This is a genomic window from Edaphosphingomonas haloaromaticamans (assembly GCF_001853345.1).
GTDB lineage: Bacteria > Pseudomonadota > Alphaproteobacteria > Sphingomonadales > Sphingomonadaceae > Sphingomonas_E > Sphingomonas_E fennica.
Window position 1 is genome coordinate 1,406,481 of the sequence record NZ_MIPT01000001.1, and the last position, 24,046, is coordinate 1,430,526.

Below are 24,046 nucleotides of genomic sequence, written 5' to 3' on the forward strand. Positions count from 1 at the left end.
GAAGGCGGCTTCAGGCGCAGGCCGTTCCCCTGACGATAGAGTCGGCCACCCTTGCCGGCGACGATACCGTCCAGAATTGCAGGCTGGGGCAGGCCAGCATTCCCATAACCCGGCCCGATGCCGGTGCCTGATTTCCGCGAATGAACAGGATGCGCGCAATCGATTGTGCAGTGCAAAATCGATCTTGAGAAATTCGCTTAGCGTGCTAACTAACGTTCATGCCCCGTTACGAGTCCGAACGCCGCCTTGCGATGCGGCTGCTGCCCCTTGCGCGGCAGTGGCGACAGCTGGGCGATCAGATGCTGGCGGGGCTGGGGGTTTCCACGTCGACGGGCTGGTGCCTGATCCACCTTGCCCGCATGGGGGACGAGGCCCGCCAGGCCGATCTCGCCCGCGTGGTGGAGGTGGCGGAGGCGACGCTGGTGCGCACGCTTCACCAGCTGGAAGGGGCGGGGCTGATCGCCCGCAAGCCCGATCCCGAGGATGGCCGCGTCAACCGCATCCACCTGACGGCCGAAGGCCATGCCCTGGCCGAACGGATCGAGGAGCGGCTGGCCGCGCTGCGGCATGACCTGCTGGACGGCATTTCCGATGCCGACCTTGAGGCAACCCTGCGCTTGTGCGAAATTCTCGCTGACCGGCTGTCCATGAAGCGAGGCCAGGGCGCATGACGCAAAGGTTTGGGCTGCCGGCCGCCTTGTTCGCGCTGAAATGCTATGGCTCGGCCATGCTCGCGCTCTATATCGCGCTGCGCATCGGCCTGCCGAGGCCCTATTGGGCCGTCACCACCGCCTATATCGTTGCCCAGCCGCTGGCCGGCGCGGTGCTTTCCAAGGCCATATTCCGCGTGATCGGCACCATCGTGGGCGCGGCCGTCGCCGTGTTCATGGTGCCGCGGCTGGTCAACGCGCCGGAGCTGCTGACGCTGGGCTTCGCGCTGTGGCTGGCGCTCTGCGTGTTCGTATCGGTGCTGGATCGCACGCCGCGCGCCTATCTGTTCGTGCTGGCGGGATACAGCGCCTGCATCATCGGCCTGCCCAGCGTGGACGCGCCGGGCGACATCTTCACCGTCGCCAGCCTGCGCGTGCAGGAGATCACCATCGGCATCCTCTGCGCCAGCTTCGTCCACGGCGCGATCCTGCCAAGCTCGGTGACGGAGCTGCTGCTGAACCGGGTGGAAGGGATGCTGCGCGATGCCGAGCGCTGGTCCCGCGATTCGATCGCGCGCGAGGCGGTGCCGGGCCTGGCCAAGGACAGGCAGCGGCTGGCGCTGGATATCAACGAGCTCCATCAGCTTTCCACGCACCTGCCTTATGAGACGGTGCGGATCGCGCCGCGCGTGCGCACGGTGCGGGCGTTGCAGGATCAGCTTTCGCTGGCGCTGCCGCTGGCGGCGGCGGTGGACGACAGGATGACGGTGCTGGTGCGCGATGGCGGCAGGCTGCCGCCCGCCATCGCCGCCCTGATCGAGGACGTGCGCGCCTGGCTGGCGGACATGCCGCAGGACTGGGCGGAACGCGATGCCACCGCCGAGGCGCTGCGCGCCCGTTGCGCCATGCTGGAGCCGGAGGCGACGGCGGCGATGGGGTGGGACGATGCGCTGCGGATCAGCCTGCTTTCCCGGCTTGCCGAGCTGATCGGCGTGCATCGCGACTGCCGCGACCTGCGCGACCAGATGGAGACCCATTCGCGCCATCCGGTTACGCCGCGCGTGGCCGAGCTGCTCGATCAGCCGACCGCGCGCGCGCTGCACCGTGATTATTGGGGCGCGGCGCGCGCCGCCATGTCCGCCGCCATCGCGATCATCGTCGGCTGCACGCTGTGGATCGCCAGCGGCTGGCAGGACGGCAGCGGCGCCGTGATGCTGATGGGCGTGTTCATCGCCCTGTTCGCGGCGATGGACGATCCGGTCGCGCCGTTGAAGGCCTTCTTCATCGGCACGGCGGTGGCGATCATCGTCGGCGGCATATATGCCTTCGCGATCCTGCCGCGCATGGACGGTTTTCCCATGCTGGCGGCGGCGCTGGCGCCGGCGCTGCTGGTGGGCGGCGCGCTGATGACGTCGCCGCGCTATGCCGGGCTTGCCCTGCCGGCGATGATGGGGCTGGCCAATCCCAGCCTGCTCGCCGCGACCTATGACAGCGAGTTCGCGCCTTATGTGAATGGCGGCATCGCGCAGCTATTGGGGATCATTCTGGCGATCGTGATCGTCCGCCTGCTCCAGTCGGCGGGCGCGGAAGGCGCCATCCGCCGCACGGTGAAGGCGGGCTGGGCGGATATCGCCAGCCGCGCCAACCTGACGACCGCGCCCGATATCCGGGCGTGGATCAACCGCATGCTGGATCGCGCGGCCCTGCTCACCCCCAGGCTCGCCGCGCGCAGCCGCGATCCGGGCATGCCGGCCTATGATGCGCTGCGCGACATGCGCACCGGCCTCGCCATCGGCGAGCTGCGCCAGCTGCGGCTGGATCTGCCGCGCGTGCAGGGCGGCGTGCTGACGCCGGTGCTGCGCGACGTGGGCCGATATTATGCCGGGCTGGACCCCGACCGGCCGACCCCGCCGGATGAGAAGGTGCTCCGCAATATCGACCGGGCGATGGACGTGCTGGTCGCCAATCCATCGGCGCCGGTGCGGCGCACCGCCGCGCTTTCGCTCGTGAGCCTGCGGCGGGCGCTGTTTCCCGATGCCGTGCCCTATCGGAGAGCCGAGGCATGATCGGGGAGATTTCCATCGGCGGCGTGTTCGTGCCGACGCTGCTGATGCTGGCGTTCGTGGCGCTGCTGCTGACCGGCTTCGCCGTGCGGATGGCATCGCTGTTCGGGTTCTACCGCTTCGTCGCCTATCGGGCGATGGTGGACCTGGCGATGTTCGTCCTCATCCTCGGCCTGCTAGTCTGGGCCTTCGCCCGCTTTGGTATCCGCTTATGAAGAACCTCCTGTCCACGATCTCGCGCAGCGCCGCGACGATCATCATCGTCCTCCTCGCCGTGATCGTCGCGCTGTGGATGTGGAACCATTATGAACGCAGCCCCTGGACGCGGGACGGCCGGGTGCGGGCCGATGTGGTGCGGGTGACGCCCGATATCGGCGGCCTCATCACCCAGGTGGCGGTGCGCGACAATCAGGTGGTGCAGCCGGGCGACCTCCTCTTCGTGATCGATCGGCCGCGTTATTCGCTGGCCTATGATCAGGCGCGCGCCAGCATCGCCAGCGCGCGGGCCACGCTGGCGCAGGCGCAGCGCGAGGCGAAGCGCGACGTGGCGCTGGGCGATCTCGTCGCCACCGAGACGCACGAGCAGAATGTGGCCGCCGTGGAAACCGCGCGCGCCGCGCTGGACGTCGCGATCGCTGCGCAGGAGGCGGCGGCCCTCAATCTGAAGCGCACCGAGGTGCGCGCATCGGTGCGCGGAATCGTCACCAATCTCGATCTCCATCCCGGCGATTATGTGGCCGCTGGCCAGCAGGCGATGGCGCTGGTCGATACCGACAGCCTCAGGGTCGAAGGCTATTTCGAGGAGACCAAGCTGCCGCGCATCCGTGTGGGCGCACCGGTGACGGTGCGGCTGATGGGCGAGGAGGAGGAATTGAAGGGGCATGTGGAAAGCATCGCCGCCGGCATCCACGACAGCGGCCGCGCCGATTCCCCCAACCTGCTGCCCGATGTGGAGCCGACCTTCTCCTGGGTGCGGCTGGCGCAGCGCATCCCGGTGCGCGTGAAGCTGACGCAGGTGCCCAAGGACGTGCAACTCATCGTCGGGCGGACGGCGACCGTGACGGTGCAGCCGGCGGACGAGAAATGAACCGCGCCGCCTTTGCCCTGCTGCTCGCGGCGACGGCGGGCCTTGCCGCCTGCACTACCGCCGGCCCCGATTATCGTCCGCCGGAGCATTCTGCGGCGACGGCCGGGGCCGCGACCGGCGCGTTCGCGGGCGCGGGTGAACGCGGCTTCACGCAGGCACCGCTGCCCGATCGCTGGTGGCGGCTCTACGACGATCCGGTGCTGGACGGGCTGATCGAGCAGGCGCTGGCCGCCAATGCCGATCTGCGCGAAGCCGACGCCAATCTGCGCCGCGCCACCGCCGTGGTGCGCGAGGCGGCGGCCGGACGGACGATATCCACGACGCTGAGCGGCGCGGCCGATCTTGCCCGCCCCTCCGGCACGGGGCGCGGCCTGCCGGGCAATGTCGGCTACGATATCGGCCTTTCGGCTTCCTACCCTCTGGACCTGCAGGGCAAGATCGCCCGCGCGATCGAGGCGGCGCAGGGCGATGCCGAGGCGGTGCAGGCGGCGCGGGATGCCGTGCGGGTCAGCGTGGCCGCCGCGACGGCGCGGGCCTATGTCGGCGTGTGCGCGGCCAATTACGGCCTTGGCGTCAACCGGCAGGTGGTGGCGCTGCAGGCCAAGACGCTGGATGCCACCCGGCGGCTCCGCCGGGGCGGGCGCGGCACGGCCTTCGACGTCAGCCGCGCGCAGACGGCGGTCAACGAGAGCGAGGCGACGCTGCCGGGGTTCGAGGCGGACCGGCAGGCGCAGCTCTTCCTGCTGGCGACGCTCATGGGGCGCCCACCGGCCGATTATCCCCGCGAGGTCGCCGGCTGCGCGCGGTTGCCCGCGGTGCGCCAGCCGATCCCGATCGGCGACGGCGCCTCGCTGATCCGCCGCCGGCCGGACATCCGCGCCGCCGAACGATCATTGGCGGCGGATACCGCGCGGATCGGCGTGGCCGTGGCCGATCTCTATCCCCAGATCAGCCTGGGCGGATCACTGGGCCTCGCGGGTCCGCTGAGCGGTTTCGGCACCGGCACTTCCTTCGGCTTCAGCCTGGGGCCGCTGATAAGCTGGTCCTTTCCTAACCGGCCGGTGGTGAAGGCGCGGATCGCCGAGGCGGAAGCGGGCGTCGAGGCCCGGATAGCCGGCTTCGACGCCGCCGTGCTGGAGGCTCTGCGGCAGACGGAAACCGCGCTCAACGCCTATGCGCGCGATCGCGACCGGATGGAGGCGTTGGACAAGGCCCGCGAAAGCGCCGCCCTTTCCGAAACGCAGGCCAACAAATTGTTCCTGTTCGGGCGCACCGGCTTCTTCGACCTGCTCGATGCCCAGCGCAGCCTGGCCATGGCGGAAAGCGCTTCGGCCGCCGCGCGCGTGCAGCTTGCGCTCGACCAGGTCGATATCTTCCTTTCGCTCGGCGGGGGTTGGGAGCGCGAGCCTTGACCTTCGCGCTTCCCCGACCCTCCGAGCGCCGGCTGAAATCGCTCTAGCGTAAACCGGCGATCGCGCTGCGATAGCCCAGCGCCACCATGATCGCGGTGAAACCGCCGAACAGGAAGCTGATGCCGAGGATGTAGCCGGGCAGCGTCAGCGCCGTGAAGGGCAGCGTCGCCAGGAGGAAGACGTCCAGCAGGATGTTGATCACGCCCATGGCGATCAGCAGCCAGCGATGGCGCCTGATCTTGATGCCCCAGTAGATTTCCAGCGCGCCGCGTATGCCGAGCCAGGTGGCGACGGTGAGCGTGAGCGAGATCGCGCCGATGATCGGCCGGAAGGCGAGCAGCGCGCCCAGCACGACCGAGATCACGCCGAACAGGATTTCATACCAGCGCGTCTCGTGGCGGGCGCTGATGCCGGACACGATCGACATCAGGCCCGTTATCAGGAAGAAGGCGCCGATGGTGAGCGTGGCCGCAAGCGTTGCGGGAAAGGGCCAGAAAAGCGCGAACAGGCCGATCGCGATCGATACGATGCCGTAGATCAGGATCCAGCCCCAGCCGATGGGGCGCGGCGGGGACAGGCCCGGTTCGGATGCGGTGTTGGCCACATGCTCCTCCCGTGGTTCGTTGCGGTAGCAAAATGTGCGTCGGGGGTAGAAGGTTCCGGCGCGGCGGGCTGCACATGCGCTTTCCGAATCGGCGCATGGGGCCTAGGCTGCGGCCATGCCCCATTCCGGTTTCGTTCCCCTCCGCGTTTTCTCGTCTTTCACCATGCTGGAAGGGGCGATCGATCCCAAGGCGATCGCCAAGCAGGCGCGCGTGCTGGGTTTTCCCGCCGCCGCGATCACCGATCGCAACGGGCTTTACGGCGCCATGGCCTTTTCGGATGCGGCCAAGAAGGAAGGCGTGCAGCCGATCGTCGGCGCGATGCTGGGCGTGGTGCGGCCGGGGGCGGCCGAGGGCAAGGCCGGGATCGTCGATTGGCTGGCGCTCTATGCCCAGGACGAAAAGGGCTATGACAATCTCTGCGAACTGGTCTCGGCCGCGCATCTGGAACGGCCGGGGCATGAGGACGCGCACGTCCCGCTCGATCGGCTGGAAGGCAAGACGGACGGGCTGATCGCGCTCACCGCCGGCGGGGAAGGGGCCATTACCCGGTTGCTGGCGGAAGGGCAGGCCGATGCCGCGCGCGCTTATCTCGATCGGTTGCAGGTGCTGTTTCCCGACCGCCTCTATATCGAGCTTGCCCGGCGCGGCGATGCGGCCGAGGAGGAGGCGGAAGATGCGGTGATCGAGCTTGCCTATGCGCGCGACCTGCCGCTCGTCGCGACCAACCCCGCCTGCTTCGCGGAGCCCGATTTCCACGCTGCGCACGATACGATGCTGTGCATCGCCGGATCATCCTATGTCGACAGCGACGATCGCCGGCGATCCTCCCCCGATGCCTGGATGAAGCCGGCGGACGAGATGGTCCGCCTGTTCGAGGACCTGCCCGAGGCGATCGCCAACACGCTGGTGGTGGCGCAGCGCTGCGCGGTGATGGCGCCCTATCGCAAGCCGATCCTGCCCAGCCTTGCCGGCGATCGTGAGGGCGAGGCCGAGATGCTGCGCCGCGATGCGCGTGCGGGGCTGGAGGCGCGCCTCGCCCGCATGGACGGGCCGGTCGATCGCGAGGCCTATTCCAAGCGGCTCGAGTTCGAGATCGACATCATCGTCCGCATGGGCTTTCCCGGCTATTTCCTGATCGTCGCGGACTTCATCAAATGGGCGAAGGACCATGACATTCCGGTGGGGCCGGGGCGCGGATCGGGCGCCGGATCGGTGGTCGCCTGGGCGCTCACCATCACCGATCTCGATCCCCTGCGGCTGGGCCTGCTGTTCGAACGCTTCCTGAACCCGGAGCGCGTTTCGATGCCGGACTTCGACATCGACTTCTGCGAAACCCGGCGCGGCGAGGTGATCAGCTACGTCCAGAACAAATATGGCCGCGATCACGTCGCCCAGATCATCACCTTCGGGCGGCTGAAGGCGCGCGCCGTGCTGAAGGATACCGGCCGCGTCCTCCAGATGAGCTACGGACAGGTGGACAGGCTGGCCAAGCTGGTGCCCAACCACCCGACCGATCCCTGGACGCTCGACCGCGCGCTCAACGGCGTTTCGGAACTGGCGGCCGAATATAAGGCGGACGAGCAGGTGAAGCGCCTGTTCGATCTGGCGATGAAGCTGGAAGGGCTACCACGCCACAGCTCCACCCACGCCGCCGGCGTGGTGATCGGCGATCGGCCGCTCGATAAGCTGGTGCCGCTCTATCGCGATCCGCGATCGGACATGCCGGTCACGCAGTTCGACATGAAGTTCGTCGAAGGCGCGGGCCTCGTGAAGTTCGACTTCCTCGGCCTGAAAACCTTGTCGGTGCTCCAGAAGGCGGTGCATTTCCTGAAGCAGAAAGGGGTCGAGGTCGATCTCGCCGCGCTGCCCTGGGATGACCCGGAAGTCTACAAGCTGTTGCAAAGCGGCAATACGGTGGGCGTGTTCCAGCTCGAATCCGAAGGCATGCGCCGCACGCTCTCCGCCGTGCGGCCGACCTGCTTCGAGGACATCATCGCGCTCGTCTCGCTCTACCGGCCGGGTCCGATGGACAATATCCCCCTGTTCGGCGACCGGAAGAACGGGCGCGCGGAGATCGAATATCCGCATCCGCTGCTGGAAGGCATCCTGAAGGAAACCTACGGCATCTTCGTCTATCAGGAACAGGTGATGCAGGCCGCGCAGATCCTGGCCGGCTATTCGCTGGGCGAGGCCGATCTGCTGCGACGCGCGATGGGCAAGAAGATCAAGGCGGAGATGGACGCCCAGCGCGCCCGCTTCGTGGAAGGCTGCGCCAAGCAGGATATCTCCGCCGGCAAGGCCAACGAGCTGTTCGACTTGATCGACAAGTTCGCCGGTTACGGCTTCAACAAGAGCCACGCCGCGGCTTACGCGCTGGTCGCCTATCACACCGCCTGGATGAAGGCGCATCACAAGCCGGAATTCTACGCGGCATCCATGTGTTACGACATGGCGCTGACGGACAAGCTGTCGATCTTCGTCGATGACATGCGCCGCATGGGCGTGCCGTGCCTTTCGCCGGACGTGAACCACAGCGAGGCCGAATTCTCGGTGGAGGGCGATAGCGTCCGCTACGCGCTCGGCGCGCTGAAAGGCGTGGGCGAGAAGGCGATGGAACTGCTGGTGGCCGAACGGAAGCGGGCCGGGCCGTTCAAGTCGCTGGACGATTTCGCCGACCGCGTGGACCCCAAGCTGCTCAACCGCCGCCAGCTCGAAAGCCTGGCGGGGGCCGGGGCTTTCGATTCCATCGCGAGCGAGCGGGCGGGCGTCCACGCGGCGGCGGAAACGATCCTCGCCCACGCCGCGACGGTGGCGGCGGCGCGGGAGAGCGGGCAGGGCGGCCTGTTCGGCGAAGCCAATGTCGGCGCGGCGCCGATCCGCCTTCCCAAGACGGCGATCTGGTCGCTGGTCGAGCGGATGGCGGCGGAGAAGGAAGCGTTCGGCTTCTATTTCTCCTCCCATCCCGTCGATCGCTTCCGCCATCTGGCGGCCGCCAACCGGGCCAAGACCTATGCCGAACTGATGCTGATGCCGGTGGCGGAGCCGCAGCGGTCCAACGATGGCCGGCGCGTGCCCGCGCCCACCGTGACGATCGCGGCGCTGATCGAGGACGCGCGCTGGCGTACGTCGGCACGCGGCAACCGCTACATGATGGCGACCTGTTCGGATGCGACCGGGCAGTTCATCGCCACCTGCTTCGACGATCTGGCGTCCGAGGAGATCGAGAAGGCGGCGCGGGCGGGCGAATGCGCGCTGCTGACCGTGGAGCTGGACAAGAGGCCGGGCGAGGATACGCCGCGCGTGACGATCCGTTCGCTGAGCCCCTTTGCGGGGCTGGCGGACAAGACGCGGCTGCGGCTGGAGGTGGAGACGGCCGATCCCTCGGCGCTCCGCACGCTGGCCGATCTGGTTGCGGACCAGCGCGGCGGCCGGGGCGAACTGCGCCTGCGCGCCCGCACGCCCGAAGGCGGCATCGCCCATATGCTGCTGGGCCGCGATTTCAACCTGGACGCCGAACTGGTCGCCCGGATCGAGCGGCTGCCGGCCGTCGATGCGGTGACGCTGGGCGCGGTCGAGCCGCCGAAGCTGGCGCTGGTCGGCTAGGGCCGGGCCGGCGCCGCGCGGCGCCTATCGGGCGGCTAGCGCCTGGGCGTCCGCCATCGCCTTGTCCACCGCCGTCTTGACGCAGGGAGGGCTATCGTCGGCGGTGAGCGGATAGACCTGATCCAGCCAGGCGCAGGCCTTGCGTGCGGCCTCCTCGACGCGACCGCGCAGCGCCTTCATGCCGGCGTCGGTCCGAAGGTCGAGATCGGCGGTGTTGACCACGCGCGATGTGGTGACGGTCTCGATCGGCGCACCGGTGGTGGACGACCGTTCTCTATGGCGGGGGGCGGTGACGGTGATATCCTGGGCATAGGCCGCCGACGCCACGGGCATCGCCAGCGATACCGCCGTCAGCAACATGATCGCGCGCTTGGGCATGGCCGATCCTTTCGATTCCAGGCGGAAGCCTGAGGGAGGGTGACGGGCCATGATCGGGCGCGATGCGCGGATATGTAATCGGGATTATTCCCGAATGCGGGCGCGACAAACCCCTATCGGAGTGTGGCGGCGCAATCCCGTGCGGCGGCCGCGATGGCCGGCCCGCCGATCAGGCTATTCCACCGGCACCGACGCGCTCTTGATCGCCCGGTCGCGCCTTATTCGGTGGGGTCGGAGGGCGGGGCGTCTTGCACGATCCAGATCAGATTGCCGTCCGGATCGGTGACGGCGAAGGCGGGCACATTCCATGCCGCGTTGCTGAGCGATGTGAGCGATGGTTTTCCGAACGCCTTCCACGCCATCCGGCTTTTGGCAAAAATATCATGCCATGCTGCGGCATCGCCGACCCGGATTACGCACAGCCCTCTTTGGGCGGGATTTTCCGGGGCGTTTTGGTCGGGGCTTTTCAGGCAGAAATCCAGTTCGACGCTGCCGTTGCGCAGGCGGAGCCAATGGTCATCCTGGGCGATGATCCCAAAGCCAAAATAACGAAAGAACTTCGCGGTTCGAACGAAGCCCGCGCTCGGCAGAACGGGAACGGCGCGGTCGTTCATGGCAAGGCGTCTCTCGACGGCGAAGGGGAGCGGAGATAGACGCCCGACCTCCGGGGCATGGGCAGGCTGTTGCCATCCTGCCGGGGAATGTCCGGCTCCGTTCGCCGCGCCGCCAATATCCGCGCTCACATGTTCGGATAGTTGGGGCCGCCGCCGCCTTCCGGCACCACCCAGTTGATGTTCTGGGTGGGGTCCTTGATGTCGCATGTCTTGCAGTGGACGCAATTCTGCGCGTTGATCTGCAGACGTGGATCGCCGACGTCCTGGCCGACGATCTCATAGACGCCGGCCGGGCAGTAACGCTGCTCGGGCGCGTCGTAGAGCTTCAGGTTCACCTCGATCGGGACCGAGGCGTCCTTCAGGGTCAGGTGGACCGGCTGATCCTCCTCATGATTGGTGTTGGACAGGAACACCGAGGAGAGGCGATCGAAGCTGATGACGCCATCGGGCTTGGGATAGTTGATCTTCGGCGCGACGTCCGCGCGCCACAGCCCCTCATTGTCGCGGTGCGTCTTGAACGTCCAGGGCAGCTTGATGCCCAGCGTATGCAGCCACATGTCGACGCCGGCATAAAGTGTGCCCATCACCGGGCCGAACTTGGCAATCGCCGGCTCGGCGTTGCGGACGGTCTTCAATTCCTTGGCGATCCAGCTTTCGTTGAGCGTCTGCGGATAGGCCGAAAGCTCCCTGGCGCCGCGGCCGGACAGGATTTCGTCGAACGCGGCTTCGGCGGCCAGCATGCCGGACTTCATCGCCGTGTGGCTGCCCTTGATGCGCGGCACGTTCACGAAGCCCGCCGAACAGCCGATCAGCGCGCCGCCGGGGAAGACGAGCTTGCAGACCGCCTGCCAGCCGCCTTCGTTGATGGCGCGCGCGCCGTAGGAGACGCGGCGGCCGCCCTCGATCTCCGCGCGGATCGCCGGATGCTGCTTCCAGCGCTGGAATTCCTCGAAGGGCGAAAGGTGCGGGTTCTTGTAGCCGAGGCCCACCACGAAGCCGAGCGCCACCTGGTTGTTGGCCTGGTGATAGAGGAAGCCGCCGCCCACTTCGTCCGTCAGCGGCCAGCCCTGGGTGTGGATGACGCGACCGGGCACATGCTTGTCGGCCGGGATATCCCACAATTCCTTGATGCCGATGGCATAGGTCTGGGGCTGGCTGTCCGCCTCCAGATCGAAGATGCGCTTCAGTTCCTTGGAAAGGTGGCCGCGCACGCCTTCGGCGAAGAAGGTATATTGGGCGTGCAGCTCCATGCCCGGCTGGTAATCGGGCTTATGCTCGCCATCGCGCGAAATGCCCATGTCGCCGGTGGCGACGCCCTTCACCGATCCGTCGTCATGGAACAATATTTCGGCCGCCGCGAAGCCGGGGAAGATTTCGACGCCCAGCGCCTCGGCCTGGCCGGCCAGCCAGCGGCAGAGATTGCCGAGGCTGACGGTATAGGTGCCCTTGTTGTTCATGAACGGCGGCATCAGCAGGTGCGGCATCGCAAACTGCTTCTTCTCCGTCAGGATCCAGTGATGATTCTGGACGACGGGCACGGTGAGCGGGCTATCGAGATCGCGCCAGTCGGGAATCAGCTCGTCCAGCGCGATCGGATCGACTACGGCGCCCGAAAGAATATGCGCGCCGACCTCAGACCCCTTTTCCAGCACGCAGACGGCAAGCTCGCGTCCCGCTTTCTCCGCGAGCTGCTTCAGCCGGATCGCAGCCGCAAGGCCTGCGGGGCCTGCGCCGACGATCACGACGTCGTAGGTCATGGATTCGCGGGTTGTCATCGTCCTCAGTCCTTCCTTTCGCGCCCGTTCCGTCCGATTGTCGCATCGTGCGAACGGCCCGGCCAGAAAGCCGATGGCCTTGGATTGACCCGCACGTCAACTATGGAGTCTAAACGGCGCATGCGGGGATTAGGTCATTTCTTGTTTTCGGCGGCCAAGCCGCGATTGGACGGGCGGTGAGCGATACTGCCCTTCGCGGGGAATTTCTGAGCACCATCGACTGGTGGCGCGAAGCCGGGATCGACACGCTGGTGGAGGAGGAGGCGCGCGATTGGCTGGCGGCGCCCAGGCCCGCCCCGGCGCCCGCCGCATCATCCGCCGCCGCTACGGCAGAGGCGCCCCCATCCGTTCCCGCGACGCTGGACGCCATTGCCGCTTTCTATGCCGAAGATGCCATGTTCGGCCGTCCCGACGGACGGCTGCTGCCCCAGGGGGATGCGGCATCGGGGCTGATGCTGCTGGCCGACCAGCCCGAGCCCGGCGATGACGAGGCCGGCCAGATCGTCGGCGGCGAGGTGGGCCGCCTGTTCGATCGGATGCTGGCGGCGATCGGCCGCGATCGCGCTTCCATCTATCTGACGACGATGACGCCGGTGCGCGTTCCCGGCGGCCGGCCCGAATCGGCCGTGCTTGCGCGCTGGACCGAGATCGCCCGCACCCATGTATCGATCGCGGCGCCCCGCCTGCTGCTGCTGCTGGGCGACGCGGCCACCCGTGCCTTTATCGGGACCAGCCTCGCCGATGCGCGGGGGCGGGTGCATAGCCTTAACCTTGGCGGCCATAACGTGCGCGCCATGGCGACCTTCCATCCGCGCTTCCTGCTCCAGCAGCCCGCCCGCAAGGCGGATGCCTGGCGGGACCTGCGCCTGTTGCTTGAGGAGTTGGGCCAGTGAGGACGATCCGTCTCCTGCTCGCGGTCCTGGCCGGCACCGCCGCGATACCGGCGCTTGCCAGCACCGAAACCCTGCCCGCGCCGGTGATCGGCCTGAAGGCGCCGCCGGTAAGCGCGGTGCCCGCGCAGCTCGATCCGCAGCAGCGGATGAATTATCGCGCCGTCTTCGCGGCGATCCGATCGGGCGACTGGTCGGGCGCGGCCGCGCGGCTCGATGCCATGCCCGCCGGCCTGCTGACGCCTTATGCCCGGGCGGAGCTCTATCTCGCCAAGGGATCGCCCAAGGTGGAGACGGAGCTGCTGCTGGCGCTGGTTTCCGCCAATCCCGATCTGCCGCAGGCGGCCGCGATCGAGCGTATCCTGCAGGGGCGGGGCATATCCGGGCTGCCGGCCCTTCCCGTGGTGCAGGACATGCGGCGCCTGCCCGCGCCGCCGCGCCGGGCGACGGCGCAATCGGCGCGCAGCGATGCGGCCGCCGCCGCGCTCGCCCAGCGCATCCGCCCGTTGCTGCGCGACGATCGGCCTGCGGAGGCGGAAGCGCTGCTGTCCGAACGGGTGGCGGACCTTACGCCGGAGGCGCGGACCGAATGGCAGCAGCGCGTGGCCTGGGCCTATTTCCTCGTCGGCGACGATGCGGCGGCGCGGCGTGTGGCCACCCCGGCGCGGGCCGGGACCGGCGACTGGACGATCGAGGCGGACTGGGTATCGGGCCTTGCCGCGTGGCGGCAGCGCGATTGCGCGGCGGCGGCGGACGCCTTCGGCGCGGTCGCATCCCGGTCGCGCGATCCTGAGATGACGGCGGCCGGCCTGTTCTGGGCGGCGCGCGCCGACATGGCCTGCGGCAAGCCCGAACGGGTGCAGGCGCGGCTGCGCAGCGCGGCGCGGCTGGGCGAGACCTTCTACGGCCTGCTCGCCGATGCGGCGCTGGGCCGGGCGCTGCCCACGCCCGATGCGGGACCGGGCTTCATCCAGGCGGACTGGACCACCATCTCCCAGCGCAACAATGCCCGGATCGCGGCGGCCCTGGCCGAGATCGGCGAAACCGGGCAGGCGGATACCGTGCTGCGCCATCAGGCGCGGATCGGCGACAGCCAGGATCATGAGGCGCTGATGCACCTCGCGGCGCGGCTGAACCTGCCTTCCACCCAGATCTGGCTGGCGCAGAACGGGCCGATCGGCGCGCGGCTTTCCACCTCCGCCCGTTATCCGGCGCCGGGCGGCTGGACGCCGCAGGGCGGCTGGCGGGTCGATAAGTCGCTGATCTTCGCCCACGCGTTGCAGGAATCGCAGTTCCGCGCCGATGCGGTCAGCCCGGCCGGCGCTCGCGGGCTGATGCAGGTGATGCCGGGCACCGCCGCGCAGATCGCCCGGCGCAAGGGCGAACCGCTCGGCAGCCTCAACGATCCGCGCACCAATATCGAATATGGCCAATTCTATCTGGAGGAGCTGCGCGATTTCTCCAGCACGGGCGGGCTGCTGCCCAAGGTGATCGCCGCCTATAATGCCGGCCCCGGATCGGTGCAGAAATGGAACGATCGCCGCCGCGACAATGGCGATCCGCTGCTGTTCATCGAATCCATCCCCTATCGCGAGACGCGCGCTTATGTGGCGATCGTGCTGCGCAACTACTGGATGTATCAGCGGCAGGAAGGCGAGCAATCGGCCAGCCTGAAGGCGATGGCGCAGGGCATGTGGCCGCGCTTTCCCGGCATGCCCGGCCGCACTGCCATCCGCCTCGATCCGGTGAGCGGGGTGGCGAGTGCCGATTGACGAGAGCCGGCCCTTCCTGCCCGTCCGCATTGCCGTCCTCACCGTTTCCGACACACGCGGCCTTGCCGAGGATCGTTCGGGCGACGCGCTGGTCGCCCGGCTGGAGGCGGCGGGGCATGTGCTGGCCGACCGGGCGATCGTTCGCGACGATGCCGACCTGATCGTGGCGCGCCTGCACGGCTGGATCGAGGACGATCAGGTCGATTGCGTCATCACCACCGGCGGCACCGGCGTCACGGGCCGCGACGTGACGCCCGAAGCGCTGGCGCGGGTGTGGGACAAGGAGATACCCGGCTTCGGCGAGCTGTTCCGCTGGCTGAGCTACCAGACGATCGGCACGTCGACCATCCAGTCCCGTGCTTGCGCGGGCGTGGCGCGCGGCACCTATCTGTTCGCGCTGCCGGGATCGACGGGCGCGGTGAAGGACGGCTGGGACGGCATCCTTGCCACCCAGCTCGACAACCGCCACCGCCCCTGCAATTTCGTGGAGCTGATGCCGCGCCTGATGGAGCGTTAGGCGGCTTTTTCCTCCACCCAGTCGCGCCGCAGCGGGCGGACGGCGAAGAGCATCAGCGCTGCCGCCAGCAGGTAGAAGATCAGCGCCGCGACCGCGCTGTAGCGCAGCGCGTCCTCGCCGAAGCGCAGGTGCATCGCATCCGACATCGCGCCCATCACCAGCGATCCCAGCCCCAGCCCGATCAGATTGTTGATGAGGAGGAAGCTGGCCGAGGCGGTGGCGCGCATCGCGGGCGGCACGAGGTGCTGCACGGCGGTCGTCACCGGGCCGAGCCAGAGGATGTTGAGGCCGTTGGGCAGCAGGAAGAATGCCCAGGCGATCGCGGGCGACGGTGAGAGCAAGGCCGCGCCGAACAGCGGCACGGCGGCGAGCCAGGCGATGATCGGCAGCTTCGCATAGGCACCGCGATCGCGCCGGCCGAGGCGATCGGCCAGCCAGCCGCCGAGGAGGACGCCGGCCCCGCCGCCGATCAGCAATAGCGAGCCGACATATTGCGATGTCGTGATGAGATCGAAGCCAAAGGACCGCATCAGGATCGACGGTATCCAGAAGGCGAGGCCGTAGCCGACGAGCGAACTGGACGATGCGGCCAGCGCCATCAGCCAGAAGCTGCGCTTGGCGGCGAGGATGCGGAATACCTGCGCCACGGGCGGGTGGCCGGCGGTGGGGCGTCGATGGGCCACATCGCGGACGAAGAACTTGAAAAGGGGCGCCACCGCGATCCCGGCGATGCCGACCGCGACAAAGGCAACCCGCCATTCGACCGCATTGGCGATATAGCCCCCCAGCATCGCCCCGGCGGCGAGGCCGAAGGGAATGCCGAGCGCATAGATGGAAAGCGCCCGCGCGCGCTTTTCCGGCGGAAAATAGTCCGAAATCAGGGCATGGGAGGGGGCGACCCCGCCCGCCTCGCCGACGCCGACGCCGAGCCGGAAGGCGAAGAGCTGCCAGAAGCCGGTGGCCAGGCCGCACAGGCCGGTGAAGGCGCTCCACACCACGAGCGAGAGAGTGACGACCCAGCTTCGGCTCGTGCGATCCGCGAGCAATGCCAGCGGCACGCCGAGCACCGAGAAGAGCAGCGCGAAGGCGAAGCCGCCCAGGGCGCCGAGCTGGGTATCGGTGAGCGCGAGGTCCGCCTTGATCGGCTGGGCGAGGATGCCGAGTATCTGCCGATCGAGAAAGTTGAAGATATAGACGAGAAGGAGCATCGCCAGCACCAGCCAGGGGCGGCCAGGCAGGGCGGCGTTGCCGGATCGGCCGGGCGGGATGCGGGCAGGGCCCTGATCGTCAGCATATGGCGGCATGGATCGCCCACTCCATCGCGCCGGCGGATATGGGCCCGCCGAGCCGGTTGTTGCCGGGCGAAACCCCTCGCCTTGGCCGGAGTGTAACAGCGCAACGGCCCGGTGCGATAGCCCGTGTCGTCCTGGTCCGTGGCGATGGACCAGGCGGGCCGGCCTCCGCTCAGGCCGGCCCGCCACCACCGCCCTCAGGCCGGGGCGGCGGCGGCCTGAAGCGGGCGGGCCTGCGCCCATGCTTCAGGATCGGCATCGAAGATGCTGATCGCATCCTCGACGACCCCGGTTTCCTCGACATAGCGGCGCCACAGCGCCAGCAGCTCCTCCAGCCGCGCGGGATAGGCGCGGGCGAGATCGTCCGTCTCGCCGGGATCGATGGCGAGATCGTAGAGTTGCCAGCGCGACCGCCCGTCGGCGCCGGGCACATAGACGGCCTTCCAATGATCCTTGCGGATCGCGCGGCGGCCGAACAATTCCCAGCCGGTGCTGGTGCCCGGCGGATGGATGCGATCGGCGCCGGCATGGAGCCAGCCGGCGAAGGACCGGCCCCGCACCGGCGCGATCGGCCGGCCCTGATAGCTTTCGCCCGGATGGGCGACGCCGGCCAGGTCGAGGAAGGTGGGGGCCACATCCATCACCGTCGCGAATTCGCCGGAGACCTCGCCGGCGCGGGCGGCGGCGGGATAATGGATGAAGGCCGGCACGCGGATGCCGCCTTCGGTGGTATAGGCCTTGGTGAGCCGTGACGGCGCCGTCGCCGCCTGCGCCCAGCGCGGGCCATACCAGATGTAGGAGCCGGGCTTGCCGGCATTGGCGAGGCTGTTGTCGCAATGCTCCCGGATCAGTTGGCTGAACAGCGGCCCGATGATCGGCATCGCCTCGACGATCGCGCCTTCCGCGCCATTATCGGACAGGAACAGGATCACCGTATTGTCGAACCGGCCGTTGCGCTTCAGCCAATCGACCACGCGGCCGACATTCTGGTCGATCCGGTCGACCATGGCGGCGTAGACCTCCATGGCCCGCGCGGAATCCGCCCGCTCGGCGTCGCTCAGCGCATCCCATTCGGGCGCCTCCGTCACCACCGGATGGGGAACGACATCCTCGGCGATCAGCCCCAGATCCTTCAGCCGATCGAGCCGGCGCGCGCGCAGCGCATCGGGCCCGTCATCATAGCGGCCGCGATATTTGGCGATTTCCGCGTCCGGCGCCTGAAGCGGCCAATGCGGCGCGGAAAAGGGCAGATAGGCGAAGAAGGGCCGTTCATCCCCGCGGCCTTCCTCGAGGAAATCGAGCAGGCGCGTGGTGAAATGATCGGAGGAATAGAAGCCCTCGGGCAGTTCGGTGACGAAGGTCTCGTCCTCGATATAGATCGGCCCCCGCACCACCGCGCGATCGAGCGGGCTGCCGCCGAAATGATCCGCCCCGCCCGGCAGCAGGGCGAAGGAGCGTTCGAAGCCGCGGGCCGCCGGCACCGTCGCCGGCGTATCGCCCAGATGCCACTTGCCCGACATCAGCGTGCGATAGCCGGCGTCGCGCAGCAGCTCCACGAAGGTGACGACGCGATCGTTGAGATAGCCTTCATATCCCGGCGGCCGATCGAAATCGGGGCGGACGACCTCCACCATCGATCCCAGCCCGGCGATATGATGGTCGGTTCCCGTCAGCAGCATGGCCCGCGTCGGCGAACAGGCGGGGGCGGAGTGGAAATCGGTGAAGCGCACGCCGGCATGGGCCAGCGCGTCCAGATAGGGCGTCTCGATCTCGGACCCGAAGGCGCCGATATCGGAAAAGCCCATGTCATCGACCAGGATCACCAGGAAGTTGGGCCGATCGGCGCCGTTCTTCACAGCCATGTCATTCCTTTCGGGAAGAAGCCGGGCGCCCGGTCGCAGGGTGCGGGCGCCCGGCGGATGCTTGCCTATTCCGCCGCCTGCAGCAACGGCTCCGGCTTCAGGAGGCGGCTTTCCTTGCCGTCGATGCCCACCGGCACGGTGCCGGCGATGGTCGCGCGGCGGAGGTGGCGGCGCTGCAGGCCAAAATCGGCGATCGCGCGGTGCTGGGTGGCGCGATTGTCCCAGATCGCCACGTCGCCCGCCCGCCAGCGCCAGCGCACGGTGTTTTCGGGCTTCACGACATGATCCTGGAGCACCGCGAGCAGGCGCTGCGAATCCGCGCCGTTCAGCCCCACGAACTGCTTGACGAAATGGCCGAGCAGCAGGGACCGTTCACCCGATTCCGGATGGACGCGCACCACCGGATGCTCGGTTTCGTAGACGGTGGAGGCGAAGATGGCGCGATGCTGCTCCAGTTTGTCCTGCGGCAGGTTGGCGAAGTGGCCGGCATAGTCGTAGAGGTTGGTGTGGACTGCCTTCAGATTGTCGACGAGGAGCCTGAGCGGCTCGGGCAGCTCCTCATAGGCGGTCACGGTATTCGCCCAGAGCGTGTCGCCGCCGGCCTCGGGGATGACGATGGCGCGCAGGATCGAGGCTTCGGGATAGGCCGGCACGAAGGTGACGTCCGTATGCCAGCTCGACGCGGCATAGCCTTCGCGGGAATCGAGCTCGAGCAGGAAGCGCGATCCTTCGGCGACGGGCACGGTGGGGTGGGCCACCGGCTCGCCCAGCTTTTCGGCAAAGGCTTCCTGCCGGGCATCGTCCAGCTCATGCTGGTCGCGGAAGAAGATCACCTTGTGGCGGACGAGCGCCGCGCGGATCGCGGCGATCGTGGCGTCGTCCAGATCGCCCGAAAGCGCGATGCCGCGTATCTCGGCGCCGATGCGGCCGGCCACGGGCACGATATCGAGCGGGCTTTCGGCCTCGCGGGCGTTGACGAAGCGTTGCTGGATGGCAGTCATGGCACGTCTCCTTGCGAACGAGGAGGTCAGCGGGACAGGGGTTGGGCAGCGGGGCCGACGGGGCGGTCGCCGATGATGGTCACGCGCTCCATGTGGCGCGGCTCGTTGTAATCGGGCACGGCGTAATGCTGGGTGGCGCGGTTGTCCCAGAAGGCGATCGAATTGGGCCGCCAGCTCCACCGCACCTGGAATTCCGGCCGCTTGAACTGGTTGAACAGCAGGGCCAGCAGCCGATCGCTCTCTTCCGCGTCCAGGCCCTTGATCCGGCGGGTGAAGACCGAATTGACGTAGAGCACCTTCTCGCCGGTTTCGGGGTGGATGCGCACCACCGGATGCTCGACCTCGGGATATTGGGCGCGCAGCGCCTCCTTCTTCTCCTCGGTATCGAGGAACTGGATGAAAATGCTGGGATCGTGGATCGCGGTCAGCCCGTCGATCCGTTCGCGCACCGCCTCGTCCAGGCTTTCATAAGCGGCGACCGCGTTGGCGAACACGGTGTCGCCACCCAGCGAGGGCGATACCAATGCGCGCAGGATCGAGGCGGCGGACGGCTCCGGCCGGAAGGTGGTGTCCGCATGCCAGTTGCTGTCCGGCGAGGCGCGATATTTGCCGACGAAATTCTGCGAGACCAGCGGCAGGATTTGCGGATAATCGGGATGCGCGAAGACGGGGTGGACCTCCAGCTCGCCGAATGCGGCGCCGAAGGCGATCTGCTGTTCGCGGCTGATATCCTGATCGCGGAAGAAGAGGACCCGATAGCGGAGCAGCGCGGCCCGGAGCGCGCCGAGGCGGTGATCGTCCAGCGGCCGGGACAGATCGATATTGCCGATCTCCGCGCCCAGGCTGGGTTGGAGGGGGCGGATGTCGAACAGGCTTTCGGCTTCCTCGAGATTCACGGTCTGAAGCGTCATGATGATGTCTCCCAAAGATCAGTCGTTGAGGGCGGCCGGCGCGGCGTCGCGCTGGTCGAGGGATTTGCGGATTTCGGCATGGGCGGCGGCATCGAGCGGGAAGCCGTGAACCAGGGCAGCCGATACGAGGTGGGCGATCGCCGGGCCGAGCGCGAAGACAAGGAGCAGGCCGCGCAGCGCTTCGGGCGTGTTTTCGGCCGATGTCGGATCGAAGCCGAGCCAGGCGACCAGCGGCAGCGCCACGCCGACGGCGGCGGCCATCGCCGCCTTCATCGATATGCTGAAGACCGAGAAGAACAGGGCGGTGCGATCCTCGCCGGTATCGAGGCGGTGCTGATCCGCCACGTCCGCCACCATCGACCGCAGCATCAGATTGCCCGATCCCTGCGCGAAGCCCTGCGCGACGGTGAGCGCGATCAGCAGGCCGAGCTGGCCCGGCACCACCAGCAGCAGACCGAGATTGATGGCGACCTGCACCAGCTCGCCCAGCACGGCGGTGCGGTGCTTGCCGAGGCGATAGCCGATCCGCATCCAGATCGGCCCGGCGGTGATGCCGAACACGAACTGGAGGAGGAAGAGGCCGCTCGCCCAGTGGGGCAGGCCCATATAGCTGCTGACGAAGAAGACGAAGAGCGTGCCGCGGATGTTCTGCCCCAGCGTGACCGCGAAATCGGAGGCGAGGATGCGCATCAGTAGCGGGTTTCCGCCCACCAGCCGCACCGTCTGCCCGAAAGGCAGGCGCGGCACGTCCCGCGCGGGCAATGGCGGCTCTGGAAAGGCGCGCAGCGTGAGGATCAGCGACGGCACCAGCGTGATCAGCAGCAGCCCGCCCATCACGCCGAGCTTGAGGGGGCCGTCGCCCGGCCGGATCTGATCGACGATCGTGGGCAGCACCAGCACCAGCAGCAGCGACGCCGATCCCACCACCACCTGATAGGTCGCGATCCGCGTCCGTTCGTTATAATCCCCGGAAATCTCGCCCGACCAGGCGAGGAAGGGGATCTGGATCATCGACCAGCCGAGATAGAAGGCGAACAGCACCAGGCCCAGATAGAGCGGGGTGACGCCGGCAAGCGGGAAGAAGAGCAGCAGGCCGGAAAGGCCGAACAGGATGCCGCCCGCCGCGATCCAGCTTCGCCGCCGGCCGAAACGGCTGCGCGTGCGATCGCTGAGGCTGCCGATGATCGGATCGGCGATGGCGCCCCATATCTTCTCGATCAGGAAGATGGTGCCCAGCACCGCCAGCGGCACGCCATAATGCTGGGCGAAGATCGCCGGCAGATAGACGTTGAGCGGCATCTGCGCGGCGGTGACGGGCAAGGCGATGGCCGAGAAGGCGAGCAGCCGGCCGGCCGGCAATCGTGATGCGGGCGGCGGGGCGGTTGCCCTGTCTTCCCAGGCGGCATTGAGCACCGTGGCCATGGCCGGCCTCCCTCCCTAGAGCTTGGTGATGAGCGTGACGCCGAAGGTGCGCGGATCGCCGACCAGCCCGGTGACGAGGCCGGTGTTGGATGGCGTCAGCGTCTGGAAATAATTCTTGTCGAAGAGGTTGCGCAGCCACAGCGCCAGATCCCAGCGCTGGTCCTCCCGCCGGATGCCCACGCGGAGGTTGGCGATGCCGTAGCCATCCACCTTCGAATAACGGGAATTGCTGACGGCGGTGAAGAAGCCGGACCGATGCGCATAATCGATATGGCCGTAAAGCTGGAACGCGCCGATCGGCTGGGCCGCGTCCGCGCCCACCGAATAGCTGAACTTGGGCACGCCGGCGAGCCGTTCGCCCGAAAGATCGACCACCGTCAGCCCGCTTTCCACCGGAGCCGGCGCGTTCGGATAGTTGCGATAGGTGGCGTCGGTATAGGCGGCGGACGCGTTGAAGCTGATGAGGTCGGTAGGCGCGAAGGCGGCATCCGCCTCGAACCCGCGGGTGCGGACCTTGCCGACATTGGCGATATACTGATCGAATATCGCGGCATTGGGCCGCTGGGTGAGGATGGCCGACTGATAATTGGAAACGTCGGTCCAGAAGGCCGCGACGTTCAGCGTGGCGCGGCGATCGAGGAACTGGCTCTTGATGCCGATTTCGTAGCTGTCGACCTTCTCCGGCTTCACCGTGGCGGGCACGCCGGGGGGCAGGGCGGTGAGATTGAGGCCGCCCGATTTGTTGCCGCGCGAATAGCTGGCATAGCCGAGCACGTCGGCCGCGAACCTGTAGGAGACGTTGATCGTGCCCGACAGGCTGTCGTCGCGCCGCTTCGCGGTGAAATCCAGATCGGGGTTGAAGTTGTTGCGGATGGCCTGGGCGGCGCCGGCCAGCTGATCCGGCAGGGTGGAAAGGTCCACGCCCTCCGTCTGGGTCTGCGTGTAGCGGCCGTCCTTGTCCTCATGGGTGAAGCGCAGGCCGGCGGTGACGCTGAGCGCTTCGCTGGCATGGCAGGTGCCCTGCGCGAAGGCGGCATAGCTCTTGATGCTGGGCGTCGATGTCGATCGGGCGATGAAGCCGTTGAGGGCCGCCTGCGACACCACGGGCGGCACGGCGGCTGCGGGCAGGAACCAGTCCGGCGCGGCCGATCCGTAGCCGGTGGCGCCATAGCCGTTCACCGTCTGGTCGAAATAATAGAGGCCGGCCACATAATCGATCACGTTGGTGCCGGTGGAGGCGATCCGCAGCTCCTGGCTGAACTGGCGCTGGCGATTGGCCTGTTCGGCCAGGGTGATGATCGGCAGGCCGATCGAATCCCCGTCATTGGCGGGGTTCCATATCCAGCGGCGCCAGGCGGTGATCGAGGTGAGGGCGACGGGGCCGAGATCCCAGTCGATCTGGCCCGACACGCCATAGGATTTCATGTTCGCCTGATAATGGCCGTCCGCATCCGTCTTGCGGGCGAAGGGATCGATCGGCAGTGGCGTGTAGCCGGCGCGGGCGGCGCGCTGGCGGAAGCTGTTGGCGATCGGTGCGCCATTATCGAACGTATCGAACAGGGCGGTCACGACGCCGATGCAGCAATTGAGCCGCTGGCGCGCGAAATCGCCGATCAGGCGGATCGCCAACGTGTCGGTGGGCTTGGCCAGCAATTGCCCCCGCACGGAGAAATTATCGTAATCCTGCGCCTTGCTGCCCGTGGTGACATTGTCGATGAAGCCGTCGCGATGCGTGTCGGCGATGCTGATGCGGGCGGCGAGCTTGTCGGCGATCAGCGGGGCGGAGGCCGATCCGCGCACCTGGTGGTAGCCATGGTCGCCCAGCGTCGCCTCGCCGGAAAATTCGGGATCGAAGCTGGGCGCGCGGCTGCTGATGCTGATCGCGCCGGCGGTGGTGTTCTTGCCGAACAGCGTGCCCTGCGGCCCGCGCAGCACCTCGATCCGTTCGAGATCGACCAGATCGAACTGCGACAGGCCGACGCGGCCGTAATAGACCTGATCGACATAGACGCCGACGCCGTTTTCCAGCCCGTCGCTGGTGAAGGCGATATTGCTGCCGAGGCCGCGTATGTTGATGTTGGTGTTGCGCGGGTTGAAGCTGAACACCTGCAGGCTGGGCACGAGCTGCTGCACCTGCCCCAGCGTATAGGCGCCCGATCGCTCCAGCGTTTCCGCGCCGACGACGTTGAGGG

At 67.8% G+C, this 24,046-nt stretch carries 19 protein-coding genes; 9 read left to right on the top strand and 10 right to left on the bottom strand.

Annotated features, from left to right (window positions below):
* Positions 1-218: 218 nt before the first annotated feature.
* From BHE75_RS06480 to BHE75_RS06500, 5 genes are read left to right on the top strand one after another with little or no spacing between them, the layout of a single operon-like run.
* Entirely contained in the window at positions 219-671 is a 453-nt protein-coding gene (locus BHE75_RS06480; RefSeq protein WP_070933217.1) for a MarR family winged helix-turn-helix transcriptional regulator, read from the top strand.
* A complete protein-coding gene (locus BHE75_RS06485; protein ID WP_070933219.1) occupies positions 668-2,716 on the top strand; it encodes an FUSC family protein in 2,049 nt (682 codons plus the stop codon). The genes BHE75_RS06480 and BHE75_RS06485 overlap by 4 nt, the downstream gene beginning before the upstream one ends.
* On the top strand, positions 2,713-2,928 hold the full coding sequence (locus BHE75_RS06490) for a DUF1656 domain-containing protein (protein WP_070933221.1): 216 nt from the start codon (positions 2,713-2,715) through the stop codon (positions 2,926-2,928). Before BHE75_RS06485 ends, BHE75_RS06490 begins: the two co-directional genes overlap by 4 nt.
* Complete coding sequence (locus BHE75_RS06495) at positions 2,925-3,800, top strand: efflux RND transporter periplasmic adaptor subunit (protein WP_015459878.1); 876 nt, start codon at positions 2,925-2,927, stop codon at positions 3,798-3,800. The genes BHE75_RS06490 and BHE75_RS06495 overlap by 4 nt, the downstream gene beginning before the upstream one ends.
* Entirely contained in the window at positions 3,797-5,212 is a 1,416-nt protein-coding gene (locus BHE75_RS06500) for an efflux transporter outer membrane subunit (protein WP_070933223.1), read from the top strand. Before BHE75_RS06495 ends, BHE75_RS06500 begins: the two co-directional genes overlap by 4 nt.
* 43 nt (positions 5,213-5,255) lie before the next feature.
* Here the strand turns inward: BHE75_RS06500 and BHE75_RS06505 are convergent, their stop codons facing one another.
* Positions 5,256-5,816: an HdeD family acid-resistance protein gene (locus BHE75_RS06505; RefSeq protein ID WP_015459880.1), complete on the bottom strand. Its 561-nt coding sequence runs from the start codon at positions 5,814-5,816 to the stop codon at positions 5,256-5,258.
* A 115-nt stretch (positions 5,817-5,931) separates the two neighbouring features.
* Between BHE75_RS06505 and dnaE the strand changes: the two genes are divergently transcribed.
* Complete coding sequence (dnaE, locus tag BHE75_RS06510; RefSeq protein ID WP_070933225.1) at positions 5,932-9,420, top strand: DNA polymerase III subunit alpha; 3,489 nt, start codon at positions 5,932-5,934, stop codon at positions 9,418-9,420.
* Positions 9,421-9,444: 24 nt separating this feature from the next.
* Here the strand turns inward: dnaE and BHE75_RS06515 are convergent, their stop codons facing one another.
* The 3 genes from BHE75_RS06515 to BHE75_RS06525 form a co-directional block, all read right to left on the bottom strand.
* On the bottom strand, positions 9,445-9,798 hold the full coding sequence (locus tag BHE75_RS06515; protein ID WP_070933227.1) for a UrcA family protein: 354 nt from the start codon (positions 9,796-9,798) through the stop codon (positions 9,445-9,447).
* Positions 9,799-10,016: 218 nt separating this feature from the next.
* Positions 10,017-10,412 carry a hypothetical protein gene (locus BHE75_RS06520; protein ID WP_070933229.1) on the bottom strand — a complete coding sequence of 132 codons (396 nt, stop codon included), beginning with the start codon at positions 10,410-10,412 and terminating at the stop codon, positions 10,017-10,019.
* A 125-nt stretch (positions 10,413-10,537) separates the two neighbouring features.
* Positions 10,538-12,187 (bottom strand): electron transfer flavoprotein-ubiquinone oxidoreductase, encoded by a 1,650-nt coding sequence (locus BHE75_RS06525; protein ID WP_015459884.1) that lies wholly within the window; start codon positions 12,185-12,187, stop codon positions 10,538-10,540.
* A 176-nt stretch (positions 12,188-12,363) separates the two neighbouring features.
* Here BHE75_RS06525 and BHE75_RS06530 point away from each other — a divergent pair, with 176 nt between their 5' ends.
* Genes BHE75_RS06530 through moaB form a run of 3 tightly spaced genes read left to right on the top strand, consistent with a single transcriptional unit; the run spans position 12,364 to position 15,366 of the window.
* Positions 12,364-13,080 carry a uracil-DNA glycosylase gene (locus BHE75_RS06530; protein WP_070933231.1) on the top strand — a complete coding sequence of 239 codons (717 nt, stop codon included), beginning with the start codon at positions 12,364-12,366 and terminating at the stop codon, positions 13,078-13,080.
* Positions 13,077-14,849: a lytic transglycosylase domain-containing protein gene (locus BHE75_RS06535; protein WP_070933234.1), complete on the top strand. Its 1,773-nt coding sequence runs from the start codon at positions 13,077-13,079 to the stop codon at positions 14,847-14,849. Before BHE75_RS06530 ends, BHE75_RS06535 begins: the two co-directional genes overlap by 4 nt.
* A complete protein-coding gene (gene moaB / locus BHE75_RS06540; protein ID WP_070933236.1) occupies positions 14,839-15,366 on the top strand; it encodes a molybdenum cofactor biosynthesis protein B in 528 nt (175 codons plus the stop codon). Before BHE75_RS06535 ends, moaB begins: the two co-directional genes overlap by 11 nt.
* Here the strand turns inward: moaB and BHE75_RS06545 are convergent.
* The 6 genes from BHE75_RS06545 to BHE75_RS06570 form a co-directional block, all read right to left on the bottom strand.
* Positions 15,363-16,574: a spinster family MFS transporter gene (locus tag BHE75_RS06545; RefSeq protein WP_070935552.1), complete on the bottom strand. Its 1,212-nt coding sequence runs from the start codon at positions 16,572-16,574 to the stop codon at positions 15,363-15,365. The two genes, moaB and BHE75_RS06545, sit on opposite strands and share 4 nt — an antisense overlap.
* Before the next feature lie 281 nt (positions 16,575-16,855).
* On the bottom strand, positions 16,856-18,520 hold the full coding sequence (locus BHE75_RS06550) for a sulfatase-like hydrolase/transferase (protein WP_070933238.1): 1,665 nt from the start codon (positions 18,518-18,520) through the stop codon (positions 16,856-16,858).
* Between the two features lie 65 nt (positions 18,521-18,585).
* On the bottom strand, positions 18,586-19,521 hold the full coding sequence (locus tag BHE75_RS06555; RefSeq protein ID WP_070933240.1) for a TauD/TfdA dioxygenase family protein: 936 nt from the start codon (positions 19,519-19,521) through the stop codon (positions 18,586-18,588).
* A gap of 26 nt (positions 19,522-19,547) precedes the next feature.
* Positions 19,548-20,432 carry a TauD/TfdA dioxygenase family protein gene (locus BHE75_RS06560; RefSeq protein WP_015459891.1) on the bottom strand — a complete coding sequence of 295 codons (885 nt, stop codon included), beginning with the start codon at positions 20,430-20,432 and terminating at the stop codon, positions 19,548-19,550.
* Positions 20,433-20,450: 18 nt separating this feature from the next.
* Positions 20,451-21,854 carry an MFS transporter gene (locus tag BHE75_RS06565; RefSeq protein WP_015459892.1) on the bottom strand — a complete coding sequence of 468 codons (1,404 nt, stop codon included), beginning with the start codon at positions 21,852-21,854 and terminating at the stop codon, positions 20,451-20,453.
* Between the two features lie 15 nt (positions 21,855-21,869).
* Positions 21,870-24,046 (bottom strand): TonB-dependent receptor (locus BHE75_RS06570; protein WP_070933242.1); only part of this gene is annotated, 2,177 nt, incomplete at its 5' end.

Bases quoted from the DNA above. Each gene is read 5' to 3' on its own strand.
- BHE75_RS06490 (WP_070933221.1), top strand. From the start codon at position 2,713: ATGATCGGGGAGATTTCCATCGGCGGCGTGTTCGTGCCGACGCTGCTG.
- BHE75_RS06520 (WP_070933229.1), bottom strand. From the start codon at position 10,412: ATGAACGACCGCGCCGTTCCCGTTCTGCCGAGCGCGGGCTTCGTTCGA.
- BHE75_RS06485 (WP_070933219.1), top strand. From the start codon at position 668: ATGACGCAAAGGTTTGGGCTGCCGGCCGCCTTGTTCGCGCTGAAATGC.
- BHE75_RS06500 (WP_070933223.1), top strand. From the start codon at position 3,797: ATGAACCGCGCCGCCTTTGCCCTGCTGCTCGCGGCGACGGCGGGCCTT.
- BHE75_RS06555 (WP_070933240.1), bottom strand. From the start codon at position 19,521: ATGACTGCCATCCAGCAACGCTTCGTCAACGCCCGCGAGGCCGAAAGC.
- BHE75_RS06560 (WP_015459891.1), bottom strand. From the start codon at position 20,432: ATGACGCTTCAGACCGTGAATCTCGAGGAAGCCGAAAGCCTGTTCGAC.
- dnaE (WP_070933225.1), top strand. From the start codon at position 5,932: ATGCCCCATTCCGGTTTCGTTCCCCTCCGCGTTTTCTCGTCTTTCACC.
- BHE75_RS06550 (WP_070933238.1), bottom strand. From the start codon at position 18,520: ATGGCTGTGAAGAACGGCGCCGATCGGCCCAACTTCCTGGTGATCCTG.
- BHE75_RS06515 (WP_070933227.1), bottom strand. From the start codon at position 9,798: ATGCCCAAGCGCGCGATCATGTTGCTGACGGCGGTATCGCTGGCGATG.
- BHE75_RS06545 (WP_070935552.1), bottom strand. From the start codon at position 16,574: ATGCTCCTTCTCGTCTATATCTTCAACTTTCTCGATCGGCAGATACTC.
- BHE75_RS06495 (WP_015459878.1), top strand. From the start codon at position 2,925: ATGAAGAACCTCCTGTCCACGATCTCGCGCAGCGCCGCGACGATCATC.
- BHE75_RS06565 (WP_015459892.1), bottom strand. From the start codon at position 21,854: ATGGCCACGGTGCTCAATGCCGCCTGGGAAGACAGGGCAACCGCCCCG.
- BHE75_RS06525 (WP_015459884.1), bottom strand. From the start codon at position 12,187: ATGACAACCCGCGAATCCATGACCTACGACGTCGTGATCGTCGGCGCA.
- BHE75_RS06480 (WP_070933217.1), top strand. From the start codon at position 219: ATGCCCCGTTACGAGTCCGAACGCCGCCTTGCGATGCGGCTGCTGCCC.